At 45.1% G+C, this 26663-nt stretch carries 12 protein-coding genes and 1 CRISPR repeat array; of the genes, 10 read left to right on the plus strand and 2 right to left on the minus strand.

What is annotated here, in order from left to right; translation table 11 throughout:
- Positions 1 to 219: 219 nt before the first annotated feature.
- Together MUB35_RS12465 and MUB35_RS12470 are read right to left on the minus strand one after the other, a co-directional pair.
- Complete coding sequence (locus tag MUB35_RS12465) at positions 220 to 414, minus strand: KTSC domain-containing protein (protein ID WP_244806311.1); 195 nt, start codon at positions 412 to 414, stop codon at positions 220 to 222.
- 249 nt (positions 415 to 663) lie between these two features.
- The gene (locus tag MUB35_RS12470; RefSeq protein WP_154266383.1) at positions 664 to 843 is read right to left on the minus strand and encodes a hypothetical protein; all 180 of its coding nucleotides are present in this window, start codon (positions 841 to 843) and stop codon (positions 664 to 666) included.
- Positions 844 to 1159: 316 nt separating this feature from the next.
- On the opposite strand from MUB35_RS12470, the gene MUB35_RS12475 reads away from it, so the two are divergent.
- The 10 genes from MUB35_RS12475 to MUB35_RS12520 all read left to right on the plus strand — a co-directional run bounded on the left by MUB35_RS12475 (position 1160) and on the right by MUB35_RS12520 (position 26626).
- Complete coding sequence (locus tag MUB35_RS12475) at positions 1160 to 1669, plus strand: cytochrome P450 (protein ID WP_244806312.1); 510 nt, start codon at positions 1160 to 1162, stop codon at positions 1667 to 1669.
- Positions 1670 to 2009: 340 nt separating this feature from the next.
- Entirely contained in the window at positions 2010 to 3236 is a 1227-nt protein-coding gene (locus tag MUB35_RS12480; protein ID WP_033139313.1) for a helix-turn-helix domain-containing protein, read from the plus strand.
- Positions 3237 to 3379: 143 nt separating this feature from the next.
- The gene (locus tag MUB35_RS12485) at positions 3380 to 10933 is read left to right on the plus strand and encodes a family 43 glycosylhydrolase (protein ID WP_244806313.1); all 7554 of its coding nucleotides are present in this window, start codon (positions 3380 to 3382) and stop codon (positions 10931 to 10933) included.
- Between the two features lie 291 nt (positions 10934 to 11224).
- Positions 11225 to 12468: direct repeats of the CRISPR family, unit length 33 nt; unit sequence GTCACTCTCCGCGAGGAGGGTGTGGATTGAAAT.
- Positions 12469 to 12840: 372 nt separating this feature from the next.
- Positions 12841 to 13878, plus strand: a complete 1038-nt coding sequence (locus tag MUB35_RS12490) for a LacI family DNA-binding transcriptional regulator (RefSeq protein ID WP_244806314.1) — start codon at positions 12841 to 12843, stop codon at positions 13876 to 13878.
- Positions 13879 to 14355: 477 nt separating this feature from the next.
- On the plus strand, positions 14356 to 22263 hold the full coding sequence (locus MUB35_RS12495; protein ID WP_244806315.1) for a DUF5695 domain-containing protein: 7908 nt from the start codon (positions 14356 to 14358) through the stop codon (positions 22261 to 22263).
- Positions 22264 to 22438: 175 nt separating this feature from the next.
- Positions 22439 to 23152: a phosphatase PAP2 family protein gene (locus MUB35_RS12500; RefSeq protein ID WP_033139316.1), complete on the plus strand. Its 714-nt coding sequence runs from the start codon at positions 22439 to 22441 to the stop codon at positions 23150 to 23152.
- Positions 23149 to 24186 carry a lysylphosphatidylglycerol synthase transmembrane domain-containing protein gene (locus MUB35_RS12505; protein WP_033139317.1) on the plus strand — a complete coding sequence of 346 codons (1038 nt, stop codon included), beginning with the start codon at positions 23149 to 23151 and terminating at the stop codon, positions 24184 to 24186. Before MUB35_RS12500 ends, MUB35_RS12505 begins: the two co-directional genes overlap by 4 nt.
- Before the next feature lie 61 nt (positions 24187 to 24247).
- Complete coding sequence (locus MUB35_RS12510) at positions 24248 to 24925, plus strand: CDP-alcohol phosphatidyltransferase family protein (RefSeq protein ID WP_033139332.1); 678 nt, start codon at positions 24248 to 24250, stop codon at positions 24923 to 24925.
- Between the two features lie 19 nt (positions 24926 to 24944).
- Positions 24945 to 25817 carry a phosphatidylserine decarboxylase gene (locus MUB35_RS12515; protein WP_033139318.1) on the plus strand — a complete coding sequence of 291 codons (873 nt, stop codon included), beginning with the start codon at positions 24945 to 24947 and terminating at the stop codon, positions 25815 to 25817.
- A complete protein-coding gene (locus tag MUB35_RS12520; protein WP_244806316.1) occupies positions 25814 to 26626 on the plus strand; it encodes a DNA-3-methyladenine glycosylase family protein in 813 nt (270 codons plus the stop codon). The genes MUB35_RS12515 and MUB35_RS12520 overlap by 4 nt, the downstream gene beginning before the upstream one ends.
- Positions 26627 to 26663 lie beyond the last annotated feature (37 nt).

A 26663-nucleotide genomic window follows, 5' to 3' on the forward strand; every position in this document is an offset into this window, starting at 1 on the left:
GTGCAATCAAACTTAATCCTGCCTAAGACTATTGTAAGGCAAAAAGAGAAGTGAAAAAAGTAGTGGAGTCAGTATCCTATTTTCATTATAGGCTGAGATAAGCTTTCATGATTCGTTGATAATTTGATAATGTGACCGTCTAATATAGACACGCAACTACAACAGACACGCTACAAAAGAAAAGGCTACTCTATTGCAGTAGAGTAACCCTTTCAAGAATTAAGCTACATGATGAACATGGTATATTTCCAGCTCATTAAGCATAGCTTCAATTGATGGTTTATCGGCAGCAGTTAAACAGGATAACAACTGTTGATATTCAGAAAAAGTAATATTTTCATAAACCATTACTTTTCCATTTGAGAATTGAACTTTCAGTAAAGTTGAATCCCAAGAAATAGAATTAATATCCATAATGACACCTCCCTCCATAACAAATTAGAGGAAATTATTGATGGTGAAAAGGGTATCAATAATCCCTCACTTATTAGTATACGAGAATTTGTTTAGAGATAGGAACATACAGAGATAGGAACATCCTGAAGGGTATAAATATCCTATGAGGTAGGAACATTCTACTGGACATAGAACATTCCTACAACAAATAAGTAAATACTATACAATTTTACAAGTTCTCTTTTGGGAGAAAAATGATTAAAAACATTACAGAGAAACAGCACGTTTCTCAATAAGCTTTAACAATTTTGGATTATCTTTTACAAGTAAATAATTTGCAAAGGATACACCAGTAATCTTAGAAACATGACCATTAGAAGATGCGACTTCTAAGGTATTATCAGGCTTCCAAGTAATGTTGGTAGACTTATTGAAATTAATATCCATAACGAACACTTCCCTTCTGTATAGGGTTATATAGTAAAGCTCTGGTGGGAGAGCTGAACTAACTTAGACAGAACTAACCTAGACAGAACTTTCTGTAAGCAACTCTTAGGCAGAGGAAATTTGATGGTGGTGCATCAAAAAATCCTCCACTTATTATTATACGAGAAATCGTATGGAAATAGGAACTGCTTACAGGTTGAGAACACCCAAGACTGGACTAGGGGAGGGTGGTGGGAACACAACTTCAATTAAAATATCTATATATACAAAATCTATATAAAATATCTATAGAAAAATATGATTGGAGTGATGTAATTTGGAAACAAGCAATATAAAAGTAAATGAAGCCGAAAAGGTAGATAATACAAAGATAACTGCTCAGATGTTATCTGAGCAAGAAAGATTATCTGCACAAATAGTAGATACTAGAAAAGAGATAACAGAGCTGACAGAAGCAGAATTGAAAGAATTGGAAAAAGAAACAAAGCAATTCGAGAAAGGCTCATTTGAACATTTACGGTATCTTAGAATGAACTTTAAGCACATAGGAGAAGAAATTCCCAAAGATGTACCAATTACTAAATATTATAGATACATCATTGAGAATTTCCGTATTATGAAGCCAAAAGAAGAATGGACAGATATAGATTACAAAGTTGATAATTCTCAATGGCAAAGGCTTATGGTAGCAAGTGGGCTTAGACAGCGATTAGAGGTGCAAGAAATACCTCTGATTGATAGGCAGAAGCGAATCATAGAACGTGTCCGTAATGGAACTGACTATGATGTACATTCAAGCAAAAAATTTCTTGAACGGCTTCAATAAGTCCAGATAGTTTAAAAGCGTAAATCTGAAAGCGTAAATCGGTAGACGGTTATATTATCAAATTATCAAGGGCAGCAGTTAAGCAGTTAATTGTAATATAGTTATCAGTCATAACAAGGAAAATATCAAAGGACAATCTAGGATGGCAGAGCTAATCGAAAAATATCAAGAGAATAGAAACTTTGCCCCAAAACAGAATGAAAGAGATTGCCCTATGACAAATAGAATAAATGTACGCGAAAGCGTATTGTGTCCAAGCAGAGGCTCCCCCGTATGAAAATGCGGGGGAGTTATTTCATGTCAGTAAGAGAACAGGAATCACGAAAGGCAGGACTATAAAATGCTGCAGCCATACTTTTTAGAGCATATGGTAAATCTGATCCATACTCCGTTTCATTTATTTAGTACAGATAAAGAAATTATACAGAAATTCGGTGCCAGGGACATAGAAACTTTGATTTTCGAGAAAAATCCGGAATTTGTGGAGAAAGTATTTTCCCAAAAAAGTGAACAGCACCCGGTTATTTTTACGGAGAGCAGCCTGGTCTATGCAATATTTGCCAAAGGGCTGTCAAAGGGAACGGTAATCATAGCCGGTCCGGTAACGATCGGCCCTCTGAGCCAGGAAATTCTCATTCAAATCCGCAGATACTATAACCTGGGGAGGAAGAGCGGTTACATACCTCCTGTCTGTCCTCTGGACAAGTTCGTTTCCGGAGTTCTGCTTCTGCACTGGCATCTCACCGGCGAAGAGCTGTCGGCGGCCCGGCTGTGGAAAAGAAACCAGCAAAATTATACAGCCACCATGAATTTACAGAACCGCATCTCCCAGGATATTTTTGAACGGCAGGAAAGCGCGGGTCTGCATAACCCTTATGAGCAGGAACTGCGGGAACTGGACAGCATTGAAAAGGGCGATATTCAGGCTCTGACAAAGAGTATATCAGAGACTTATGAGGGAGAGATCGGAGTCCTTGCAAAAGATCCGCTCCGTTCCCATAAAAATGTGGCGGTTGGCAATATCACGCTGGCATCAAGAGCCGCCATCCGGGGAGGGATCAGCGTGGAGAAATCCTTTTCCCTGGCAGACAGCCTCATTCAGCAGGTGGAGGAGATTGATAATGTTCCTGAGGTGGAGGCATTTAAGCGAGAGGCGCAGTTTGTCTATGCCAGGCTTGTGGATGAAGAGAACATACAGGGAGGAGAGAAGCAGAAGACAAAGACAAATCCTCTGATCGGACAGGTAAAGGATTACATATTCAGTCATCTGCATGATCCCATTCAGGTAGCCGACATTGCGGAACATATGGATATCAATGCAGACTATCTGTCCCATCTTTTCAGCTCTCAGGAAAAGATCACCATCACCAATTACATCCGCAGAGAGAAAGTGCGGAGGGGAGAAAATCTTTTAAAGTATTCGGATTACCGGATTCAGGAAATTGCCTTTTATCTTGGATTCTGCTCCCAAAGCCATTTTGCCAGGGCATTTCAGCAGGTGGTGGGTATGAATCCCAATGAATACAGAAGGAAATTCGGAAATAGGAAAAAATGGAAAATGAAATAAGAAATGTGACTTTTGGCTAAGATATGTGATATATTTTAGCCGTTTTTTTATTTATAATTAGAAATGGTAGGCAGCATGACCGGCAGGACATGCAGCCCGGGAAATATCTGGGTGTACCAAAAAGGAAAAAAGGAGGAAAGAGAATGAGAAGTTTTAAAAGAGGGATTGCTGCAGCCACTACCGCAGCACTTTGCCTGACATCCATACCGTTAGGCGGACTTCAACTGGTCTCTGCAGCGGACGCCGACAGAGTGATCAAGCTTCAGCCGGGCCTGGCATCTACCTTTCATGACACCAATGAGGATGGACTTGGTGAATTTGAGGGATGGGGTACATCACTTTGCTGGTGGGCAAACCGCCTTGGCTACAGTGATAAGATGACAGAGGAAGCGGCAAGGGTTTTCTTCAGTGATGAGGGCCTGGATATGAACATTGGCCGTTACAATGTGGGCGGTGGTGATCTGGTAGGAGAGCCGACAAAAGTGCCGGTAAACGAAAAAGCAGAATTTTACGACCTGGAGACAGAAGGATGCAAACCAGAGTACAAAGGCAAAAAAATGTCTGTCGGAACAAATACAGCAATGAAAAGCCTGAAATACACAGTATCTGACGCGGACTTCGGTATTACAAAAGGCAGTGAGGTTGGGAGCTTTCAGTCGATTGGCTGGATAAACAAACTGGATGACGAGCCAGGCGATGGTGACAATCTGCGTTATACCGTTAAAGCCGAGGAAACAGGAAATTATACGGTTAAACTGCTCCTTACTCTTACCGGAAGCAATAAGCGTGATGTAGCAATACGTGTTAATGATGAAAAGGATTATCTTGTCGATGCAGACACCATTAACAGCCATATCATTGCTTCAGGCAATAATAATATGCTGTTTCTTGTAACAATCTCCGATGTTGCGCTGAATGCAGGAGACAATACGATTAATATCGCCGGTAAAAGTGACTGGACACTTGATTTTGTAAAAATGGCAGTCATCAAATCCGGTGAGGAGGGCAAACTGCCGGAAGGGGAAGAATTCCTTCACAGTGAGCATATCACCCGTTCTGATTCCGCAATTCCGGGATATGCAACGGATGTAACAAAGATAAATGAAAGTGAACATGAGCTTGCATGGTATGAAGAGAATTACGACAGATCCGACGCAAGCTGCGGCTATGCCTGGAATTATAACTGGAAAGCAGATGAAAATCAGATCAATATTTTGAAAGCAGCTGCTGAGGCCAGCGGTGAAGACTTCATAGCCGAGGCATTTTCCAATTCCCCGCCGTATTTTATGACAAACAGCGGATGCAGTTCAGGGGCAGTAGATTCCAATAAGGATAATCTAAGGACTGACTCTTATCGTGCATTTGCAGTCTATATGGCTGATGTGATCGAGCATTGGAACAAGGAGGGTGTTATCACCTTCCAGAGCACAACACCTATGAATGAGCCGTATACAAGTTACTGGGGAGCTTACAGCAATAAGCAGGAAGGCTGCCATTTTGACCAGGGAGAATCCCAGTCAAAGATTATTGAGATGCTGAATGAAGAGCTGGAGAAGCGGGAAATCAATATCATAATCTGCGGCACAGATGAGACAAGTATTGATACGGCCATTACCTCCTACAATGCTCTTTCTGATGAAGCAAAAGGAATCATCCAGAGAATCGACACACATACATACGGCGGTTCCAGACGTGCTGAGCTGAAAGAACTGGCAGAGAAGGAAAACAAGAATCTGTGGATGTCAGAGGTTGACGGTGCCTATACTGCAGGAACAGATGCAGGAGAGATGAGCGCAGCCCTTGGTCTGGCAAAACAAATGATGACAGATGTAAACGGACTGAAAGCAAATGCATGGATTTTATGGAATGCCATTGATATGCATGTGGATAAAGAGATAAAAACAAGCAGCGATGCGGATTATGCCAGTCTGGAAGAGCTCTATAACCGTGTTAACATGAACAGCGGATACTGGGGAATCGCCATCGGCGATCATGACAATCAGGAAATACTGCTTACAAAGAAATATTATGCATATGGCCAGTTATCCAGATATATTCGTCCCGGATATACAATTATCGGTTCCAGCGATGACACACTGGCAGCATATGATCCGGAAAGCGGAAAAGTTGTCGTTGTGGCAGTGAACACAGCAGGAGAGGACAAAACATGGAAATTTGACCTGTCCAGCTTCAGTACCATGGGCGACAATGTGACTGCTATACGTACAAGCGGAACATTAAAAGACGGTGAAAACTGGGCTGATGTGTCTTCAGAAGATACCATTGCGGCAGACACTGCAAAGAAGAGTATTACTGCAGTACTGAAGGCAAATTCCATCACAACTTATATTGTGGACGGTGTGACTTATGACAGCAGTACAGAAGAAATCGTCAGGATTGATGATGTAAATGTATATACTGTGGAAGGCGTTGCAGCAGAACTGCCGGATACGGTAGAAGTGGTTACAAACAAAAACAATACGCTGGAGAAAAAAGTTACATGGGATCTGGAAGGCGTTGACCTGACAAAAGATACAAAAGTTACAGGTACCGTGGAAGGCACCACAATGACAGCAACCGCTAACGTACAGGTTGTGGCACCAAACATGATTTATTTCATTGACTGTAACAGCCCGGAATCTCCAAAATACGCAGCTATGGACCAGTATGCAGATCTTTTAAATGAAACAGCAGATCAGGCGTATACAGAAGGTTCATGGGGATACCTGGATGAATATGGTAAGTATAACGGAACGGTGACGGATGAATATGATACAGGTTGGTATGCGAATAAAGATCAGGTAATTAAGTATACCATTCCGCTGGAAGCGGGTAATTATAAAGTTAATTTTGGCTTTAAGGAGTGGTGGAATCAACAGCGAGAAATGGTTATTACTGCAGAACAGGACGGAAAAACTGTAGAGATTGGAAAAACCAACACTTGGAATGGAAACAACCCGTGGAACACATACTCACAAGATATTACAATTGAAAATGCCGGGGATGTAACATTCTGTGTGGCAAAGCAGAAAAATAACGATCCTGTACTTTCCTTCATCCAGATTCAAAAGGTTCTGGATTTAAGTGAACTGCAGGATGCCATAGCAGCAGCGGGTGAAGTGGACAGAGCCCAGTACCCGGCAGCAAAGCTGGCAGTTCTGGATGCAGCAGTAGCAGCAGGCAGAGAGCTGATGCTGAAATCTGCAACAACACAGGACCAGATCCAAGAAGGCGCAGCGGCGATTCAGGATGCCATTACAGGATTAGGAGAAGGCTATACGGAAGAACAGATAGCAGCCAATGATTATGTTCTCTATCTTGTAAACTGCGGAACTTCTGATGCCTCTGTCGTTCCGGATGGTTACAGACGTGGTTTATATCAGTCAAATGTTGACCAGGAATACAGTGCAGATGCGGAAACAGGCTTAAGCTGGGGATATGAGCCGAATGATGAAAATTCAAAGATCGTTAAAGGCGGCAGCGGTGCAGCGGATATCACAAGCAGTTATATCTATATGGCCGACACAGGCGTAACGTTTATCAAAGATGTCAGTGGATTCAAATATAAATTTGAAGTTCCTCAGAGATCCAATAATGATTATGTTGTAACAGCCGGTTTCAAAAATCCGTGGGATACCAGAAATGTGGATATTAAGCTGGAAGGAGAAACTGTTGAGAGCGATCTGAAACTCACAAAAGGCCAGTTAGTTGAGAAATCCTATAAAGTTGAGGTTCATGACGGAGAACTGAATGTGATGGTTCACAGCCCAAAACGTACGAACCAGTACGGAGACCCGGTTCTCAGTTATCTTATGGTAGAGGCAGTTGCAGCTTATACGGTGGAGGGCCTTGAGGCTAAGATCAATTCCTATGAGGCATCAATGGATGGACACAGCTATTCTGACGCGACAAAAAAAGACTTTGATCTTGCTGTGACAGAGGCAAGAAAATTGATCGAAGAGCAGTCAACAGACCAGAAAGCCATTAAAAATGCGCTGAATGCACTGGAAGAAGCATATAATGCGCTGAAAGAAGTATTCACCTACAGCTCTATCACAGGAACGAACGGAGCACAGCTTTTTGACAACAACGGTAATAAAATACAGGCACACGGCGGACAGATTCAGCAGTTCACCATCGATGGAGAAACAAAATATTACTGGTACGGCGAAGATAAGACAAATGGATACCGTCCGGTAGTAGGTGTTCATCTGTATACCTCTACAGATTTGTATAACTGGACAGATGAAGGTGCCGTTCTCAAGAGCATTCCGGTATCCGAAGAGGATTACGGCAAAGACCAGGAAGAGGGCTATGAGGCCGATCTTTCTATCTTTGAGACAGACGAATATTTCAGCAGCCTGTACGGAGATTATAAAGACCAGGCACCGGATGATACAAAGAATTACAGCAGCAAACTGGAAGAGGTTTACTGGAATCTGGCTGAGGACAGAACCGTTATTGAGCGTCCGAAAGTTCTGTACAATGACGCAACAGGAAAATATGTCATGTGGTTCCATGCAGACGGACGTACACCGACCAACACAGCAGACTACGGCAAAGCAAGAGCTGGTGTTGCCATCAGCGACAGCCCGACAGGTCCATTTAAGCTTTTAGGTACATACAAACTGCATGACAGCGCGGATGCAAACCACAGTTGGGATAATGTGGGCGGAGCCGTGCGTGATATGAATCTGTTCAAGGACGATGACGGACAGGCGTACGTAATCTATTCTTCTGATGGAAACCTGACAACTTATATCGCAAAATTAAACGCAGATTACACAGGACTGATCACAGACCCTGCGGATGCAGTGGAAGGAACAGGCAAAGAGGGAGAGGAACTGACAGCATCGGATTATACAAGAAACTTTATCGATGCTTCCAGAGAAGCTCCGGCTATGTTTAAGTACAAAGACAAATATTATATCATCAACTCCGGCTGTACGGGATGGAGTCCGAATAAAGCACAGTATGCAGTAGCGGATCATCCTCTTGGACCGTGGACCGTTATGGGAGATCCCTGCGTTGGTGATACCAAAGGTACTACCTTTGATACACAGAGTACCTGTGTATTCCCTGTGGATGCAGCAAACGGCAAATTTATTTACATGGGCGACCGTTGGTTCAATCCGGATTCCGGCGGGGATTTAAGTGATTCCAGATATGTATGGCTGCCGGTAGAATTCCTTCCGGGCAATCAGATTCAGCTGAAAAATTATGCAGACTGGACACTGGAAGAACTTGAGAATAAAGCCAGCTTTGAAGTGACCAGTGAACTTCCGACAGTTGTCAGTTCCGTATCCGAGATTGCAGATGTTCTGCCGGATACTGTTATGGTAGACTTCGGAAGTGGTTCCGTTGAGAAAGAAGTGACATGGGATATCGGCAGTCTTGATGAAAATAAACTGGGTGTTGCCGCAGTGACAGGAATTTTGACTGATGGAAACAGAGAGTTTACACACGAGATCAGCATTGTAAATCCCAAGTTGATCTACTTCTTCGACAGTGGAGCAGATACATCAGAATACTATGACACTGTCAATGCAAATCTGTTGGGAAGACTGAAAAATGCAGTACCGGACGAAGCCTATACGGAAGAAAACGGCGCCGGATATGTCGGTGTTACAAATTTAGTTGACAAAGATAAATTTGATCTGGGACATCATGCCGGTGATACTTACCTGTCAAATGGCTGGTGGGCTGCAGGCGGAAAGAATATTGTATATGCCTTCAATCTGGAACCTGGTATTTATACAGTATCGGCTGGTTTCCAGGAATGGTGGAATACAGGCAGACCTTCAAAAATGACGATTACTTCCGGTGATAATTTATTGGCAGAAAAAGCATTTACCGTTTATAACACGAGCACAGACCTTCAGGTAAATCAGACATTTGAAGTGACAGAAGAAACCAAAGGAAAGGTCACAGTTACAATCAGTAAGACCGGAAATCCGGATCCTGTAATCAGCTGGATTGGTGTAACTCATAATGATGCTGCTGTCAATAAAGACAAATTGAATACTCTGATCACTGCCGCAGATGCATTGAAAAAGGACAATTATTCAGAGGAAACCTGGGAAGCGCTGTCCATTATTTTGGAAGAAGCAAGAATAGCTTCCGGAAATGAAGAAGCTGACCAGAAAGCCATTGATGAGGTGACAAAGGCTCTTGCAAAAGCCCTGGAAGATTTGGAAAGCACTGCAAATAAAGATGCGCTGAATAACCTTATCGCTGAAGTAGATGCCATGGATAATTCCATTTATACATCTGCGTCCTGGGCAGAATATCTGTCTGCAGTAGAATCTGCCAGAGCAGAAGCCCAGACAGTGGCAGACAATAAGGCTGCATTAAAAGATGAAATTGATGCAGCAGTGGAAGCACTGCGCGCAGCATTTTACGCAGGCAAGGAAAAATTAGTTACGATCCAGTCCGTTCTGGAAAAAGGCATTGCCGCAAATGCAGTTCCGGAGAGCAGTAAAGACAGTTATACGGAAGAGAGCTGGGCTGATTATGCGGCAGCATTGGAAGTTGCGCAGGCATTGATAGGCTCAAATGATGAGCAGGCTGTAAACGATGCAATCGCTGCACTTGAGGCGGCAAAAAATGCTTTGGAACAAAAACCTGAACATGTTGTAGATAAAACAGTTCTTACGGAGGCAATTGAAAATGCGCCTTCAGAAGAAGAGGCAGGATTGTATACAGCAAAATCCTGGGCATTATATGCAGATGTACTTACAAATGCAATCGATGTACGTGACAGTGAACTGGCAACACAGCTCGATGTTGACAATGCAGTGACAGCACTGACCCAGGCTCAGGCTGAACTTGTAACACTGGAAGAGAAACTTGCCGTTATGATAGAAGGCTATGAATCCCATGTTTCTTCTGCAGAAAGTTACACAGAGGAAAGCTGGACAATATATGAAAATGCTCTTGCAGCAGCAAAAGCACTTCAGAATAAACCAGGACTTACAGAGGAAGAAATAGACACAGCAGATCTGGCATTGTCTGAGGCGTATAATGGCCTTACTCCGGTGGAAGTTACCGTAGTGGATAAAGGCGGACTGCAGGCAGTGATCGAGCAGGCAGAACAGCTGAACAAAGAAGATTATACAGAGGAAGCATGGAAGGCTTTTGAAGAATCACTTAACAAGGCAAAAGCTGTTTATGATAACAAAGATGCATCTCAGAAGGATGTAAATAAAGAGATTACTGCACTGGCAGAAGCCATGGCAGAGCTTAAAAAACATCCTGCAAAGACAGAGGAAGAGACAGATAAATCCGCATTAAAAGCCCTGATAGATGAAGCTTCACAGCTGAAAAAAGATGACTATACAGGAACAACATGGAAAAAATTCCAGAAAGCCTTTGATGATGCGGCAAATATCTATGAAAGTGAAACCGCAACACAGGAACAGATTGATGCAGCCACGGCAGCTTTGCAGGCAGCAATGGACCAGCTTGAAAAAGTTACAGCCGGACCAAATCCAAAACCCCAACCGCCGACTGACAACAATAAAGACAAAGGCAAAAATCCAAGCAGACCATCCGGCGGTGGAAGCCAGAAAGGAACCTCTTCTGCAAAAACAGGGGATGAGACACCAATCGGCATGTTTGCAGGTTTGGGCGCCGTTGCACTGATCGCTATATTTGCCTGCACACTCAGTATCTTGAGAAAAAGAAAAAGGTCATAATCAAAAACAGAACAGCATAAAACGCAGTTCTTTTATCCCCCGGAAGATGACAAAAGTTCATCTGCGGGGGCCGGGGAAAATCAGGAAGGAGAAAGTACCCTTTTTTAAAAAGAAAATATAATTTCAATAGGTGCGAATCCCAAGTGGACATAAAATTCCAGGGAGATTCGCACCTATATTTTTATGGAAAAAGGAGGATAATTATGTTAAAATAAAAAATAAGGAATTATATATGTGTAATATTTGTGCAAGATGTTCTAAAACGATGTTGGTATTTTGGGAGATTTTGCTGTCACTCTCCGCGAGGAGGGTGTGGATTGAAATCCTTGATGTATGCAGCGGCTACGATGTTATTATGTCACTCTCCGCGAGGAGGGTGTGGATTGAAATACTTCTTCCAAGTCTATTGTTATCGTGGTATTATCGTCACTCTCCGCGAGGAGGGTGTGGATTGAAATCGTCAGGCTTCAATACTGGCTCTGTCTCAATCCAGTCACTCTCCGCGAGGAGGGTGTGGATTGAAATTTGGAAAGGGAGATCCCTGTGGACTGGGATAGTTAGTCACTCTCCGCGAGGAGGGTGTGGATTGAAATACGTTCTTGTTGTTCAGCGTCCAATGCAGGACCTGTCACTCTCCGCGAGGAGGGTGTGGATTGAAATCGGGATATCCTCACGGCCTACTGCCCAGCGCTCTGTCACTCTCCGCGAGGAGGGTGTGGATTGAAATCCGGTGCAAAAGCTTGCTATTTACTTACAGGAACCGTCACTCTCCGCGAGGAGGGTGTGGATTGAAATAGCAACTCCGTCCTTGTCTGCAGTGTGATTTTTGTCACTCTCCGCGAGGAGGGTGTGGATTGAAATACCGTCGTAAAATGGTATTACAAGTTTGGCCTGAGTCACTCTCCGCGAGGAGGGTGTGGATTGAAATTGCGGACGGTGATCTACCACCAGGCGTGTATAAGTCACTCTCCGCGAGGAGGGTGTGGATTGAAATTATCCCGATTATTTCCATTAAGTTCCTGTAAGCTGTCACTCTCCGCGAGGAGGGTGTGGATTGAAATTACTGGCATTTCTCCTTGCTCAAAATGTGTATCGTCACTCTCCGCGAGGAGGGTGTGGATTGAAATCATAGAAAGTGCGTTACAAACTTTTTCCAATTCCGGTCACTCTCCGCGAGGAGGGTGTGGATTGAAATGCTGATATTGTGGAGGCTGCCGGTTACCAGGTCGGGTCACTCTCCGCGAGGAGGGTGTGGATTGAAATTCCAGTATCAGTTTTTCCGCCCAGGGAGCTGGCGGTCACTCTCCGCGAGGAGGGTGTGGATTGAAATGCAGTATGCAGATGAATATATCCTGCAGATACAAACGTCACTCTCCGCGAGGAGGGTGTGGATTGAAATTGGTATGAAGTCTTTTTCAAGACCGATTCTCATTGGTCACTCTCTGCGAGGAGGGTGTGGATTGAAATAAGCGTACTGCCGTGCAATTGGCATACCACTTTTGGTCACTCTCCGCGAGGAGGGTGTGGATTGAAATATGACACCCAGACAAAGAATACGGCCGGGGAAACGTCCCTCTCCGCAAGAAGGATGTAAACTGAAACAGCAATAAAACCAAATACCCAACAAAGGAAAAATCCACTCTTTACAAATCAAGTGCAGAATAGAGCCATTTATATCAGCGCTGCATTTGGAGATACCGTAGTTGTTCACAAACAACCAATCTCCCGATTACGCAAATCCCCTTGACCATCATGACAAAACCCATTGACACCAGCAAAAAATCTAACTATAATAATGGCACAGTAACCCGGTAATTTACCTACAGCGTTGGTCGTTGGGCTGGCGCTGTTTTGTTATGCAGGATTTATTCTTGGATTTGGGAGAATATAACTGTCGGAGGATGAACATGGCAACAATCAAGGAAATTGCAAAGGCATGTAACGTCTCAATCTCAACGGTTTCTAATATACTAAATGGCAAGGAAAAGGCCAGACAGGAGACAAAGGAACTGGTTTTGCAGAAAGCAAAAGAGATGAATTACGTGCCGAATTATATGGCAAAAAATCTGAAACAAAAAAATACCAAAACAATCGGAATCATAGCAGAGGATCTGACTATATTCCATACTCCTGCCATTGTGGACGGCATAAGCGCCTGTCTGGAAAAAAAGGGCTATGCTCTGCTTATGGGCAACATGAGAATGTATCAGAAATACGGCAACGCTTTCTATACGTATAAAGAATACAGCAGCTTGGTTCAGGGCGAAATGCAGGAGATGCTTGCGAAAAGAGTGGAAGGTATCATATATGTGGAAGGCCATTACCATGTGATGAAACAATTTCCGGAACTGTTAGCGGTCCCAACAGTAGCAGTATATGGAAAAGTGGACAGCAGTGAGGTACCTTCGGTTATTTATGATGATGAACAGGGCGGATATGAGGCAGCAAAAACACTTATTTCCATGGGACATAGAAAAATAGGAGTCATCACAGGAAATCATCAAAGCCACCATACAATGGAACGAATGAGAGGATTTATGAAAGCTCTCTTAGACAACGGAATCCCATTCAATCCGTGTTGGGAAATAAGTGGAGAGTGGAATCGTGCGGACGGCTATACAGCTGCGGAACAGTTGATCCAGCAGGGAGTCACTGCGATTTTCGCTATGAATGACATTATGGCAGGCGGCGTATATGACTATGTCAATGAAAAAGGTTTGAAGATAGGAACGGATTTATCAGTTATTGGTTTTGATAACAGAGAAATTAGTGAAGCGTTTTACCCAACGCTGTCTACGGTTGCACTGCCATTGAGCTATATGGGAAATATAGCGGCAGAACTTTTGACCATGAAGTTAGAAAATCAGGCAGGAGAGGCGGAAAAGAGGGAATATAAAATACCCTGCCAGGTAATATACCGCAATTCCATTTGCAGGATTCAGTAATACTATCATCTGTTTCATAAAATCTATAAAGAACAAAAATATCATATCTCGATTCAACAGTCAAAAAAACCGGTATATCACACTGACATCAGCCGATATTTTATCCAATTGCAGAAGAGCACGGTACTATCCAGTGATATAAACAGGTGAAATAAGTAAAACGTTATACTAAAATATAAAATTTCATACACAAAGTTCCTTAAATTGTATTGTTATTTAGACAAAATAGTAGCGTAAATAGGAAAAATAATATAAAAGGTACAAGTAGCCTGATGATTGCAGACTTGTACCTTTTCTGTTTTCCATTGCCAAAGTAAAACGAATTAAAATTGTATAAAATGTACAATAATAGGGCGATAAAATTTTCTAATTATCACAAAAACCATATAAAATAAGAAAAAAATGTTGTACAAGGTATTGTTATAAAGTATAATTCTTCCATAGTTAGTAAAACGTTTTAAAGAAAGGGAGAATAAGATGAAAAAGAATCAATACGCACTCTCAGGATTGTCTTTAGCCCTGACAGCAGCCATGACTCTTGGAACCTGTCTGCCGTATCTCGGCCCAATAGAGATAAAGGCAGCAGCCCGGGAATTCATCGCAGAGAAGACAGATAAGGGATATCATCTCCGCAATGAATATTTTGATGTAGAGACCGGCAGGTACGGGGAAATTACATCCTTGAAAATTGTCGGAGACGAATATGATACCAACTATGTCATGAACGTCAATGACAATCCAAAACAGGACACGCCTGCCCATGAATGGATGGGTGACCTGATGTTCAAGACAAAGAAGAGCGGGGAGGAGAACTGGACAGAAGCGCTGACAAATTCCTCTGATGCGGGAAGAAGCGTGGAGTTAAAGGACAATAAGATTGTTGTAACCTACGACAACACGAAAACGGAAGGGGAGAGAGCCATCAGGGATTTCAGGCTGGTGGAGACCTATTCCCTGGCGGATGACCAGCTTCGCTGGGAAATCACCGTAGAAAATACCACGGACACAGATCTTATTTTCGGTGACTTTGGTGTGCCTCTGGCATTCCATGAAATATGGGTAAACCAGGGAGAGGCATACGAAACCTGCACTGTGGACCACAGCTTTGTGGGAAAAGATTCTTCCTATGTGTATGCCACAAGACCAAGCGGTGAGGGGCATTTTCTGCTCATGACTCCGGATACGGAGACAGGTGCAGGATTTGAATACCAGGACCACTGGCAGGTGGGACAGAGAAGAGCAGAAGAAAAAGAGTGGTGTATGGATCAGGCTGACTGGGCAAATGGTCTGAATGTATTTTATATTCACGCAGATGCTGTCAGTGCAGATGAGAAATCAGGCAATAAGGGCTATATGGACAGTACCAGTATGACGCTTGAAGCCGGAAAAAGCAAAACCTACGCGTTTGAATTCACAGGTGTGGCGGATGAAAAAGAGATGAAAGATACCCTGTATGAAGAGGGCATCATGGATGCAGTGGCAGTCCCGGGCATGACATTCGCCAGGGATATGCCGGCAAAAATGTATCTGCATACAAAGGTTCCGTCAGAGGATATATCCTTTGAATTCCGTTGTCCTCATACCAATAACCTTCACCGGGGCACCAATACGGTATCCAATAACCTGCCCTGCGAAAAGACAGAGGATAACACCTATGCAGAGTTTACAGAGACAAAAGTGATTGACGGTGAGCAGTACCATATTTATAATATCGCTTTCGGAGATTTGGGACAGAATGATATCATTGTGAACTACAGACAGAACGGGAAAGAGAAGACAACCATGCTGCAGTTCTATATGATGGATGATTTACAGTCCGCTCTGAATCTGCACTCGGATTTTCTGCTGAAAACACAGTGGGATGCGCCGGGAGCTATCCAGGATAAAGTATTTGATGACTGGATGATGGACAGCAAGTCAAAACGCGGTTCCTTTGACGGATACTGGGGCTGGGGTGATGACTGGGGATATGTCCATGGAGAGTATCTGGCGGAAATGAATTCCTATAATCCTGTGGAAGAGCAGGTACAGGCCCTGGACGAATATCTGGATACAGCTATCTGGGAGAATCTGATGCAGGAACACCAGGAAGATTTCCTGATACACGATTTCCTGATGCCGGAACCGAACGGTACACCGACATACAGAGGATTCGCATACCCCCATATTTATAATACTTACTTTTCCATGTATAAAATCGCAGAGCAGTACCCGGATCTGATCGAGTACAAAGAGGATGCGGACACCTATCTGCTCCGATGTTATCATATTATGGATGCCCTCTATAACGAAGGAAGTGTAGGATACAACTGGAATACAGGACTTATGGGAGAGTCCACTACACCATCTATTATCCAGGCTCTTAAAGAGAGAGGATATGAGGAAGAGGCAGAAAACCTGGAATCTGTCATGGAGAAAAAATTTAATAACTTTGCCAATGACAAATATCCGTACATTTCAGAATACCCATATGACAATACCAGTGAGGAAGCTGTATATACCATGGCAAAAATGTTCGGAAACGAGGAGGTCATGGCAAAAGTAAACGAAAAGACAAGGGCCTGCCGCGGTGTACAGCCAATCTGGTACCATTACGGAAATCCAACTACCATCTGCGGCGAAAACTGGTTCAACTTCCAGTATACAGCCTCCCTGGCAGGATACTGCATGGATGACTGGCTGCGCAGGCAGGATAACGGCATGTCATCTGAGGAGGCAGGACTTGCACAGCGCATTAACTATGCAGGTAAACTGGCTAACTTCACTGTCATCAACTCCGGCCAGATTGACGCGGATGCGGAAAATGTGGGCACGGCTGCCTGGACATATCAGGCAGAGATGGGAAATGATACGGCACTGGGAACCGGAGGCGGAAAACTCCACAATGGATGGAGACAGATGTCAGGAGAGGCAGATCTGGCCCTGTTTGGAGCAATCAGGATCGCTTCCTCTGATGTGGCAGAAGACCCGGTATTCGGACTTCTTGGATATGGCTGTGAAGTCTCTGACAATGGCAGCAGCTATGAGGTGACGCCTCTCGATGGCGTATACCACAGACTGAACCTGATCAATGAGCAGGTTTCCCTGGAACTGTACAGAGATCAGTACAGCAGCGCAGTAGTTTCCAAAGACGGAAGCAGTATTTCTTTGGATATCGTAAATGTGACGGGACAGGAACATGAATCAAATCTGGACATTACCGGTATTCCGGCAGGTACCTATCAGGTTTTTGTCAACGGTCAGACAGCCGGAAGCTTTGAAGCTCAGAATCAGACCACGACCGTGGCTCTGCCTATTCCGGAAGGTGACAGCGCCGGGATCAGGATTCAGCCAGGGGAGCTTCTGAATGATACAACACCTGTTGTGGATGCAGGGGAGGATACCCGGGTTACCATGGAGGAAGAAACGGTTCTCCACGGTATGGCAAGAGATGCCGCATGGCTGCACAGAACCCCTGATGTGACATGGACAGCAGAGGAGGCGCCAGCCGGTGCAAAAGTCACTTTTGCAAACGATAAAGCGGTTTCCACAAAAGTGGAATTTGACAAAGCGGGGGAATACACCCTGAAACTTACAGCAGAAGGCAGAAGCAATACAGCCAGTGATACGGTAAAGATTACAGTGGAAGGCATACCGCAGCTTCCGGAAACCATCGCTTCTTATGATTTTGAGGAGGCAAATGTTGATACAGAGAATAAAACTGTAAAAGATATCAGCGGTTCAGGTATCAATGCTGAACTGAAAGCAAATGTGGAATTTTCCGAAGGAAAAGACGGCAGAGGTGTTTCCATGGATGGAGAGATCGGCGGATACGTGAAGCTGAAAAGCGGCCTTACAAAATATACCAAAGAGGCCACCATATCCATGGATATAAAACTGAACGGCAAACAGACAAACGGGACGAGACTTTTCGAATTCGGCGATATGGATGATAATTTGTTCTACGCTGCCTGCGAAAGCGCCAACGAACTGTCGCTGAATATAACAAACCAGAAGACAAAAGAGGTCATAACAGCAAAATCAGGTGTGCTCCTCAACCCGGATGCATGGCAGAATATAGAAGTCACCCTGAAAGACAACAGGGCAGTGCTGTATATCAACGGGGAAGCATACGCAGAGATAGAGGATGCGGAATTTGATTTCAGCCGATTGGGTACCACCCAGCGCAGCTTTCTGGGACGTTCTTATTCTGAAAGCACTCCATGGCTGAACGGTACCTATGATAACTTTAAAATGCTGTCAAAAGCCATGAGCGCAGAGGAAATCAAGGCGGCGTATGGATCTGATGAGGCAGTTACCGTGACAGAGGTTGTGGTATCACCAGTCATCACCTCTGTAGGCGTAGCACCTGAAATGCCGAAAACAGCCAAGGTGGAGTATTCCAACGGTCTGTGCCAATATGAACAGGTAACATGGAATGAGATTGACAAATCTTCCTACGCAAAGAAAGGGGAATTTGAGGTTTCAGGAAGAATTGATGCCCTGGAACTGGAAGTTTCCACAATGGTTCAGGTAGTGGAAGGAAAAGAACAGAATATCGCTCTGCTGGCCGTACCCACAGCTGTTTTTGATAATCCGGATGACCTGGGCGGTGTAGCAGGCTTAAACGATGGATTTGACCCTGCAAACTCCAATGACAAGTCACACGGTGTATGGCACAACTGGCAGGGAGACCAGAAAGGAGAAGCCTGGGTACAGTACACCTGGAACGCAGAGGTTACCATTACAGGCACGGATGCTTATTATTTTACAGACGGCAACTTTGCGCCGGCCTCCGTCAATTTCCAGTATCTTGACCGTGAAGGTAATTGGAGAGATGTAGAGAACGGGGACGGCTTTGGTACAAAATTAAATCAGTATAATAAAACCGTCTTTTCACCTGTGACCACCACAGCATTCCGCATGATCATGAACCCGAAGACACTGGGATGCGGTGTGATCGAATGGAAAGTATACGGTTACTCTGATGAATCCGCAGCAGATAAAAAACTTCTGCAGGCAGCTCTGGATAAGGCCAAAGCCCTGAATCTCCATATTTTTGAGGAAGGTGCTGAGGAAATCCTGAATACAGCCATAGCGGAGGCGCAGGCTGTCTTTGACAATACAGAAGCATCCCAGGATGAGGTGGATGCGGCAGCAGCCAGACTGGAGAGAGTGATGATCACCCTTCCTGTAATGGATGCAAATCTGGCGTACAGTGCAACACCGTCAACCAGCTTTATATCCGACTGGGAAAAATTATCGGCGGTAAATGACGCAGTTGTACCTGAAAGTTCACAGGATCCGGATCCGTCATTGTACGCAAGATACGGTACATGGGGCAATGAAAGTGAATATGAAACGGTTACTTACACATGGGATACAGATGTGACATTAAACGAAAGTGATATTTATTTTTGGTATGACGGAAGCACCACCACAAACGGTGGTATTAATATTCCGGAATCTTATAAATATGAATATCTGGACAAGGAAGGAAATTGGAATGAGGTAACAGAACCGACCGCTTACCCAACAGAAATTGACGGTTTCAACACTACATCCTTTGAGCCTGTGACAACGAAAGCTTTCCGGGTGACCATGGTAAAACAGGATGAAGATAAAAATGGTAAAAATGGTGTTGGCCTGATGGAATGGAAGGTATACGGCACCATAGCAAAAGCAGATAAGACGGCTCTCACAGAAGCTGTGGAGGAGGCTTCAGGCATTGAAACAGAGATTTATACACAGGAGACAAAAACAGCCTTTGAAAAGGCACTGGCAGATGCTAAGGCTGTCCTTGCCGATCCGGATGTAAGCAGTGAGGAAGTGAAGTTAGCCCTTTCCAGGCTGGTAAAAGCACAGAATAATCTGGAAGAAAAGGGCGGAGAGGGTATCCGTAATCTGGCCTTGGGAGCTAAGACGGACGGCCTGTGCAATTATGACGGATTGGACGGACGGCTCAGTGACCTGGGCGGCCTTGCAGCCCTCAATGACGGCGCAGTACCCGAAAATTCTGCAGACCAGAGCAGCCCTGTATGGCACAACTGGCATGACCGTTACGGCAGTGAAAACCAGATTCTTAACGGATGGGTATCCTACACCTGGGATGAACCGGTGGTTCTTGACAGCACCAACGTTTATTATTTCAGGAACGGAAGCGGAGATTTTCTTCCAAAAGCAGTACAGTTTGAGTATCTGGATGAGGAAGGCATTTGGAACGCGGTTACAGGTGCAGAGGGACTTGGCTGTGAAGCTGACCGATTCAATACCACTACATTTGACAGAATCACCACCACAGCGATTCGTATGAACATGGAACCGGCCCTCAGGGAAGAGAATCAGGAAGATCCTTCCAGAGGAACCGGAGTCCTTGAATGGCAGGTAATGGGCATTTACGCAAAAGAACTGCCAAACAAAGATACGCTCAGGAAAGCTGTAGAGGCGGCAGAGGAGAAACAGGAGACAGATTATACAGAGGATTCCTGGAAAATATTCGACCGGGCGCTGAAAGATGCAAAAGAAGTTCTGAATGATATATATACGGATCAGGAGCAGGTTGACAACGCTCTTGACAGCCTTATGGAGGCCATGGAAAACCTTACAGAAGCCGGCACTGAATCAGGGGTCAGAAATATGGCGGCCTGTGCGGCGGCAGAGGGATTATGCAGCTATGACGGACAGGACGGCAGACCATACGATCTGGGCGGACTTGCAGCTTTAAATGACGGTGCAGTACCCGAGAATTCTGCGGATACAGCAAACGGTGCATGGCACAACTGGTTAGACCGCTACGATGAGAACGGCAGCATACAAGACGGCTGGGTATCCTATACCTGGGAGAAACCGGTGGTTCTGGAAGGCAGCAGTGTATACTTCTTCCAAAATGGAAACGGGGATTTCCTTCCTGCATCCGTACAGATTGAGTATCTCAGTGAGGAGGGCACATGGCTTCCTGTTTCTGAAAATCGTATGGGATGCGATGCGGATACATTTAACACGATAACATTTGACAAGATTACCACAACCTCCATCCGGATGATTATGAAACCGGCTCTGCGGGAGGGCAGTGAGGAAGACCCGTCAAGGGGAACCGGAGTCCTTGAATGGCAGGCAATGGGCCGGTACGCAGATGAAATCAAGGAAAACGCGGATAAAACACTGCTGAAGGAAGCACTGGCTGAGGCGGCAGGAAAACAGCAGGCAGATTACACAGGAGCAAGCTGGGAAGCGTTCCGAAAAGCCTATGAAAAGGCAAAAGATATTTATGCCGATACAGATGCGGACCAGGCACTTGTGAATGCTGTACTGGCAGAGCTGAACGATGCCATATCAGGCCTGACCGAAAAAGCAGATCTGACAGAGCTTAACAGTATGATCGCCCGGGCTGAGAAGAAGACAGAGGATGCTTACACAGAGGAAACCTGGAATCTGTTTGCAGAGGCTCTGACAGCAGCCAAAGCTGCGGCGGAAAAAGAAGATATCACACAGGAGGAAGCCGACAACGCAAGAGATGCCCTGCGGTCTGCTATGGAGAACCTGGAGAAAAAAGATGCAGATGTGGTAAATAAAGAAGCTTTGAAAGCAGCGATTGAGGAGGCAGAGAAAAAAGAGGAATCCAAATATACAAAAGAGAGCTGGGAAGGATTTGCCCGGGCCTGGAAGGCAGCAAAAGAAGTCTTTGAGAATGAGGCCGCCACTGCGGAGCAGGTGGAGGAGCAGACAGCTCTTCTGAATGCAGCCATGGCAGCCCTGGTATTAAGGGAAAAAGATCCGGAAGACCCGGAGCAGGAGGCAGACAAGGCAGCACTTGCAAAGCTTGTGGAGAAAGCCAATGGTTTTACAAGAGCTGACTATACGGAAGATACATGGGCAGTCTTTGACCTGGCACTGGTAAACGCCCAGAAAGTTCTGGCTGACAAAGCAGCGGACCAGGAGACTGTGGACAAGGCAGGTAAAGACCTGCAGGCAGCAATGAATCAGCTTGTGAAGGTAAACAACGAAAGCAGCCTGGATCTGAGCCGCATCAAAGCCCTGATCCAAAAGGCGGAAAAGCTGGAAAAAGAAGATTACACAGCAGCAAGCTTTCAAACCTTCAGCCAGGCATTAAAGGAGGCAAAGGCAATCCTGGACGCTGACGGCGCGTCACAGAGTGATGTAGACAAAAAAGCGCAGGCACTTGAAAAAGCCATGAAGAATCTGAAGAAAAAATCAGGTTCCGGTCCCAAGGCGCCCGGAAACACTGGAGGAAAAGGCAGTTCAGGCAAAGGAAGCGGTTCCGGTTCCGGAAATGGTGCCAAAAGTGTGAAAACAGGAGATGAAACACCAATTCTTCCGTTTGCAGGCGTTGCTGTGCTCTCCCTTGCAGGAATCGTGTGTCTTCTCAAGAGAAGACGGACAGAATAAGAAATAACAAAATAAAATAAGAATTTTTTACAGAGCATCTGCGGCGACTGAGCCGGCAGATGCTCTTTTGCATTAACCTGCGCAAAACAGTAAAATATTGTTATTAAGATAATTTTATTAGACTATTTGCTGAAATCTGTTATAATACCTTTTAGATGTATTAAGGAGACAGACTATGCAGAACAAACAGAAAAAGAATGCATGGATTCCCTCATACGCAGTATTTCCGCTGCTTTCCTGTGTGACAGTGAACTGTATTGTGTATTTTGGGATTGCCAAGCTTGCCGGCGAATGGAAGCATTATGACCTGACGCTGCCCTTTGACAGGGCGGTACCTCTGGTTCCCGGATTTGTATCCGTCTATCTGGGATGCTATCTGTTCTGGATTATAAATTACATACTGATCGCAAGGCAGGGCGAGGAACATTGTATCCGTTTTGCCACGGCAGACATGATGTCAAGGCTGGTCTGCTGTGTGTTTTTTTTATTGCTGCCAACAACGAATGTCAGGCCTGCGCTTGAAGGGGAGGGCATCTGGGTGACTCTGCTGCAGGCTGTATATAACATGGATGCGCCGGTGAATCTCTTCCCCTCCATCCACTGCCTGGTAAGCTGGTTTTGCTTTATCGGCATTCGGGGAAGAAAATCGGTTCCGAAGGCGTACCGGGTATTTTCCTGCCTGTTTGCCCTGCTGGTATGTGTGTCCACGCAGGTGACAAAACAGCATTACATAGTGGATGTGTTCGGCGGGATCGCCATAGCGGAAATTACTTATTATATTGCATTCCATACGAATATTTACAGGCTGTCTAAAAAAGTATTTGACAGATTATATGAAATGTTTTTTAGCAGGAGAAAAAGTGCCTGCGGGAAAGAGAGTGAAGTTTGACAAGTAAAAAGAAAAAAATAGGAAACGGACTGTTTCTTGCAGCGGTTTTCATTTTGACCATATACAGTGTTTTCCACGGGGAGGATCTCCATGCTGTGCTGAAGGCCATCGTCAGGGTGAACCCCTGGTATCTTCTTCCGGCGGTGCTGGGCGTGATCATTTTTATCTGGGGAGAATCCATCATTATCCATTACATGCTGGGAACACTGAGTATCAGGACAAAGAAAAGGACCTGCTTCCAGTATTCCTGTATCGGGTTCTTTTTTAGCTGTATCACGCCGTCCGCAAGCGGCGGGCAGCCTATGCAGATTTATTATATGAGGAAAAACAAGATTCCCGTTCCGGTGGCTACACTGGTGCTTATGATCGTTACCATCACGTACAAATCGGTGCTGGTGTTTATCGGCCTTTTTGTTGCATTTTTCCAGAGAGGGTTTGTACATAAATATCTGGAAGGAATTCTTCCGGTCTTTTATCTGGGAGTGGCTTTAAATGTATTCTGCTGCATTGCCATGTCTGTCCTGGTGCTGTGTCCCTCACTGGCAAAGTTCATTATGATGAAGGGACTTGCGATTCTGGAACATGTGCGGATTTTCAGGAAAAAAGAGGAGAGGACCAGGAAACTGGAAGAGTCCATGAATCACTATACGGTTACTTCGGATTATCTGAAAGGACATGGGAAAGTGATCGTAAATGTGCTGCTGATCACATTTCTGCAGAGATTTGCCCTGTTTTTTGTGACATGGTTTGTTTACCGGGCCTTCGGTCTGCACGGGGCAAGTGTCTATGATGTGGTCATGCTTCAGGCGGTAGTGTCTGTGTCTGTGGATATGCTGCCTCTGCCGGGAGGAATGGGAATCAGTGAGAATCTGTTTCTGATCATATTCAAGACGATTTTTGTGGGCAGCCTGCTGCTGCCCGGCATGGTTTTAAGCAGAGGAATCGCTTTTTACGTGCAGCTGCTTTTCAGCGCGGGTATGACTGCAGTTGCGCATTTTACAATAGGACGTAAAGTCCAGGACAGTGCCGCGTAGGGTTTTGAGAACCGGCGCCTTATGTACCGGGAAGGATAAAGAAAAGAGGGACAGAAAAAAGATGATAGGATTTTATAATTATTCAGTGATATTGACTTATATAAGCCTGATTTCTTCCGTATTCGGAATGTCGCAGGCAATACACGGCAGATTTAAGGTGGCAGTGTTCTGCCTGGCTTTGTCAGGACTGTGTGATATGTTTGACGGAAAAATCGCCCGTTCCATGAAAAACAGGACAGAGGATGAGAAATCATTTGGCATCCAGATCGATTCCCTGTGTGACGTGGTCTGTTTCGGTATATTTCCGGCTATGATATGTTACCTTTTAGGCGTGAGGGGGCCTGTGGGGCTGGTAATCATAGCGCTGTACTGTGTCAACTCTGTCATACGGCTCGCTTACTTTAACGTGATGGAAATGAAAGGCGCACTGGTCAGCGAGGAGGGGGAGAAATACTACAAGGGCCTTCCCATCACCTCCATGGCTGTGGTGCTTCCACTGGTGTTCATGATACAGTTTTTTGTGCCGGATTTTGTATTCATCATATGCCTGCACCTGGCGCTTCTGGTGGTAGGGACACTGTTCGTGGTGAATTTCCGGTTTAGAAAGCCAAAGAACTCCACGCTGGCAGTTCTGGTGGCAGTGGTGGCTGTGGCTCTCTGCATTATGATTCTCAGGACCAGATACCGCATAGAATTCAGACACGGCTGGCCGTGGCTTCCCTGGCTGCGAAAGCTGTAAGATACAGGAGGATAACGGGATGAAATACATAGACAGAGAAGGAAAGATCACAACAGAGGATTCCGGGCAGGACAGACTCCTTCGGTGGATGTATACCCACAGGGCAGGACGTCTGGCTTTAAAGGTCCTGGTTTTGCCCGGAGTTTCCAAAGCAGGTGGATGGCTTCTGGACAGCAGGTGTTCCAGAGTGCTCATCAAACCCTTTGTGAAACGGCAGGGCATCGACCTTGACTTGTATGAGGGGCGGGAATATGCCTCCTACAATGATTTTTTTACAAGACAGATCAAGAAGGAACACCGGCCCATAGAGGGGGATGCAGGCACTTTGATCAGTCCCTGTGATGGAAAGCTGAGCGTCTATCCCATTGACGGGAAAAGACGCTTTTCTATTAAAGGGACAGAGTATACCGTGGATTCCCTGCTGCGTTCCGGACGTATTGCCGGGAGATACCGGGGAGGATACGCGTGCATTTTCCGTCTGACCGTAGATGACTATCACCGCTACTGCTATGTGGATGACGGCGTCAAATCCGTCAATATCAGGATACCGGGTGTATTTCATACGGTGAATCCGGCGGCAAATGAGGTCTGTCCCATCTATAAGGAAAATACAAGAGAATTCTCTCTGCTGCAGAGTGAGCATTTTAAGGTGGTGCTCATGATGGAAGTAGGTGCACTCATGGTGGGGCGTATCACCAATTATCATGAGGAGGGCAGCGTGAGAAGGGGAGAGGAAAAGGGACGCTTTGAGTTCGGCGGTTCCACTGTGATCCTGCTCTTTCAGAAGGATGCGGTGAAGTTTGACCGGCGTTTTTTGGAAAATACAGAGAACGGTTATGAGACCATTGTGAAAATGGGAGAGAGACTGGGGGAGGAAACGGACAGGGAATGACAGAGAGAAAAATAGCAGATTTGGATCTGCGGCAGATCGCAGAGTCCGGGCAGTGCTTCCGAATGGTCCAGAAAAGGGAAAATGTGTATGCCCTTACCGCTTTTGGAAAGTATCTGGAAATAGAACAGAATGGGGACATGTTTTCTTTTTCCTGCACAGAGGAAGCGTTTGGAGAAATCTGGGAGGATTATCTGGACCTGCATACAGATTACGGCGCGATCAAAAGATCGGTAGATGCGGAGGATACCTATCTTCTGGAAGCGGTGCGGGAAGGATGGGGTATACGGATCCTGCGTCAGGATCTATGGGAAATGATAGTGACCTTTTTAGTATCCCAGAACAACAATATCTCCCGCATCAGAAAAAGCATTGAACTGCTGTGCAGTACCGTAGGAACAGAACAGTATACAGAGGAAGGGCTGCGGTATGATACATTCCCGGAACCGGAAGCAATCGCGCATGCAGGTATAGAAGTCCTTTCCACCTTGGGACTGGGATACAGGGATAAGTACATTTTAGGTGCAGCACAGGCTGTCCTGGACGGCAGTCTGGACCTGGAAATGCTGCGTTTGGCAGATTATGAGACTGCCCACAAAGAGCTGGTAAAACAGTATGGGATCGGAAAAAAGGTGGCAGACTGTATCTGCCTTTTCGGACTTTACCATATAGAGGCATTTCCGGTGGATACCCATGTGAAAAAGATTTTGGAGGCCCATTATCCGGGTGGATTTCCCCATGAAAGGTATAAGGGATATGCGGGAATCCTGCAGCAGTACATGTTTTATCACGATTTAAATGCCGCGGCATAGAAAGGCAGCAGGCCTTATACATAGCCTGCTGTCAGAT

It is taken from the genome of Blautia sp. NSJ-175 (assembly GCF_022867815.1).
Taxonomy (GTDB): Bacteria; Bacillota; Clostridia; order Lachnospirales; family Lachnospiraceae; genus Blautia; species Blautia celeris.

Coding starts and splice junctions, on each gene's coding strand:
- MUB35_RS12480 (WP_033139313.1), top strand. CDS start 2,010: ATGCTGCAGCCATACTTTTTAGAGCATATGGTAAATCTGATCCATACT.
- MUB35_RS12510 (WP_033139332.1), top strand. CDS start 24,248: ATGATAGGATTTTATAATTATTCAGTGATATTGACTTATATAAGCCTG.
- MUB35_RS12515 (WP_033139318.1), top strand. CDS start 24,945: ATGAAATACATAGACAGAGAAGGAAAGATCACAACAGAGGATTCCGGG.
- MUB35_RS12470 (WP_154266383.1), bottom strand. CDS start 843: ATGGATATTAATTTCAATAAGTCTACCAACATTACTTGGAAGCCTGAT.
- MUB35_RS12485 (WP_244806313.1), top strand. CDS start 3,380: ATGAGAAGTTTTAAAAGAGGGATTGCTGCAGCCACTACCGCAGCACTT.
- MUB35_RS12490 (WP_244806314.1), top strand. CDS start 12,841: ATGGCAACAATCAAGGAAATTGCAAAGGCATGTAACGTCTCAATCTCA.
- MUB35_RS12465 (WP_244806311.1), bottom strand. CDS start 414: ATGGATATTAATTCTATTTCTTGGGATTCAACTTTACTGAAAGTTCAA.
- MUB35_RS12500 (WP_033139316.1), top strand. CDS start 22,439: ATGCAGAACAAACAGAAAAAGAATGCATGGATTCCCTCATACGCAGTA.
- MUB35_RS12495 (WP_244806315.1), top strand. CDS start 14,356: ATGAAAAAGAATCAATACGCACTCTCAGGATTGTCTTTAGCCCTGACA.
- MUB35_RS12520 (WP_244806316.1), top strand. CDS start 25,814: ATGACAGAGAGAAAAATAGCAGATTTGGATCTGCGGCAGATCGCAGAG.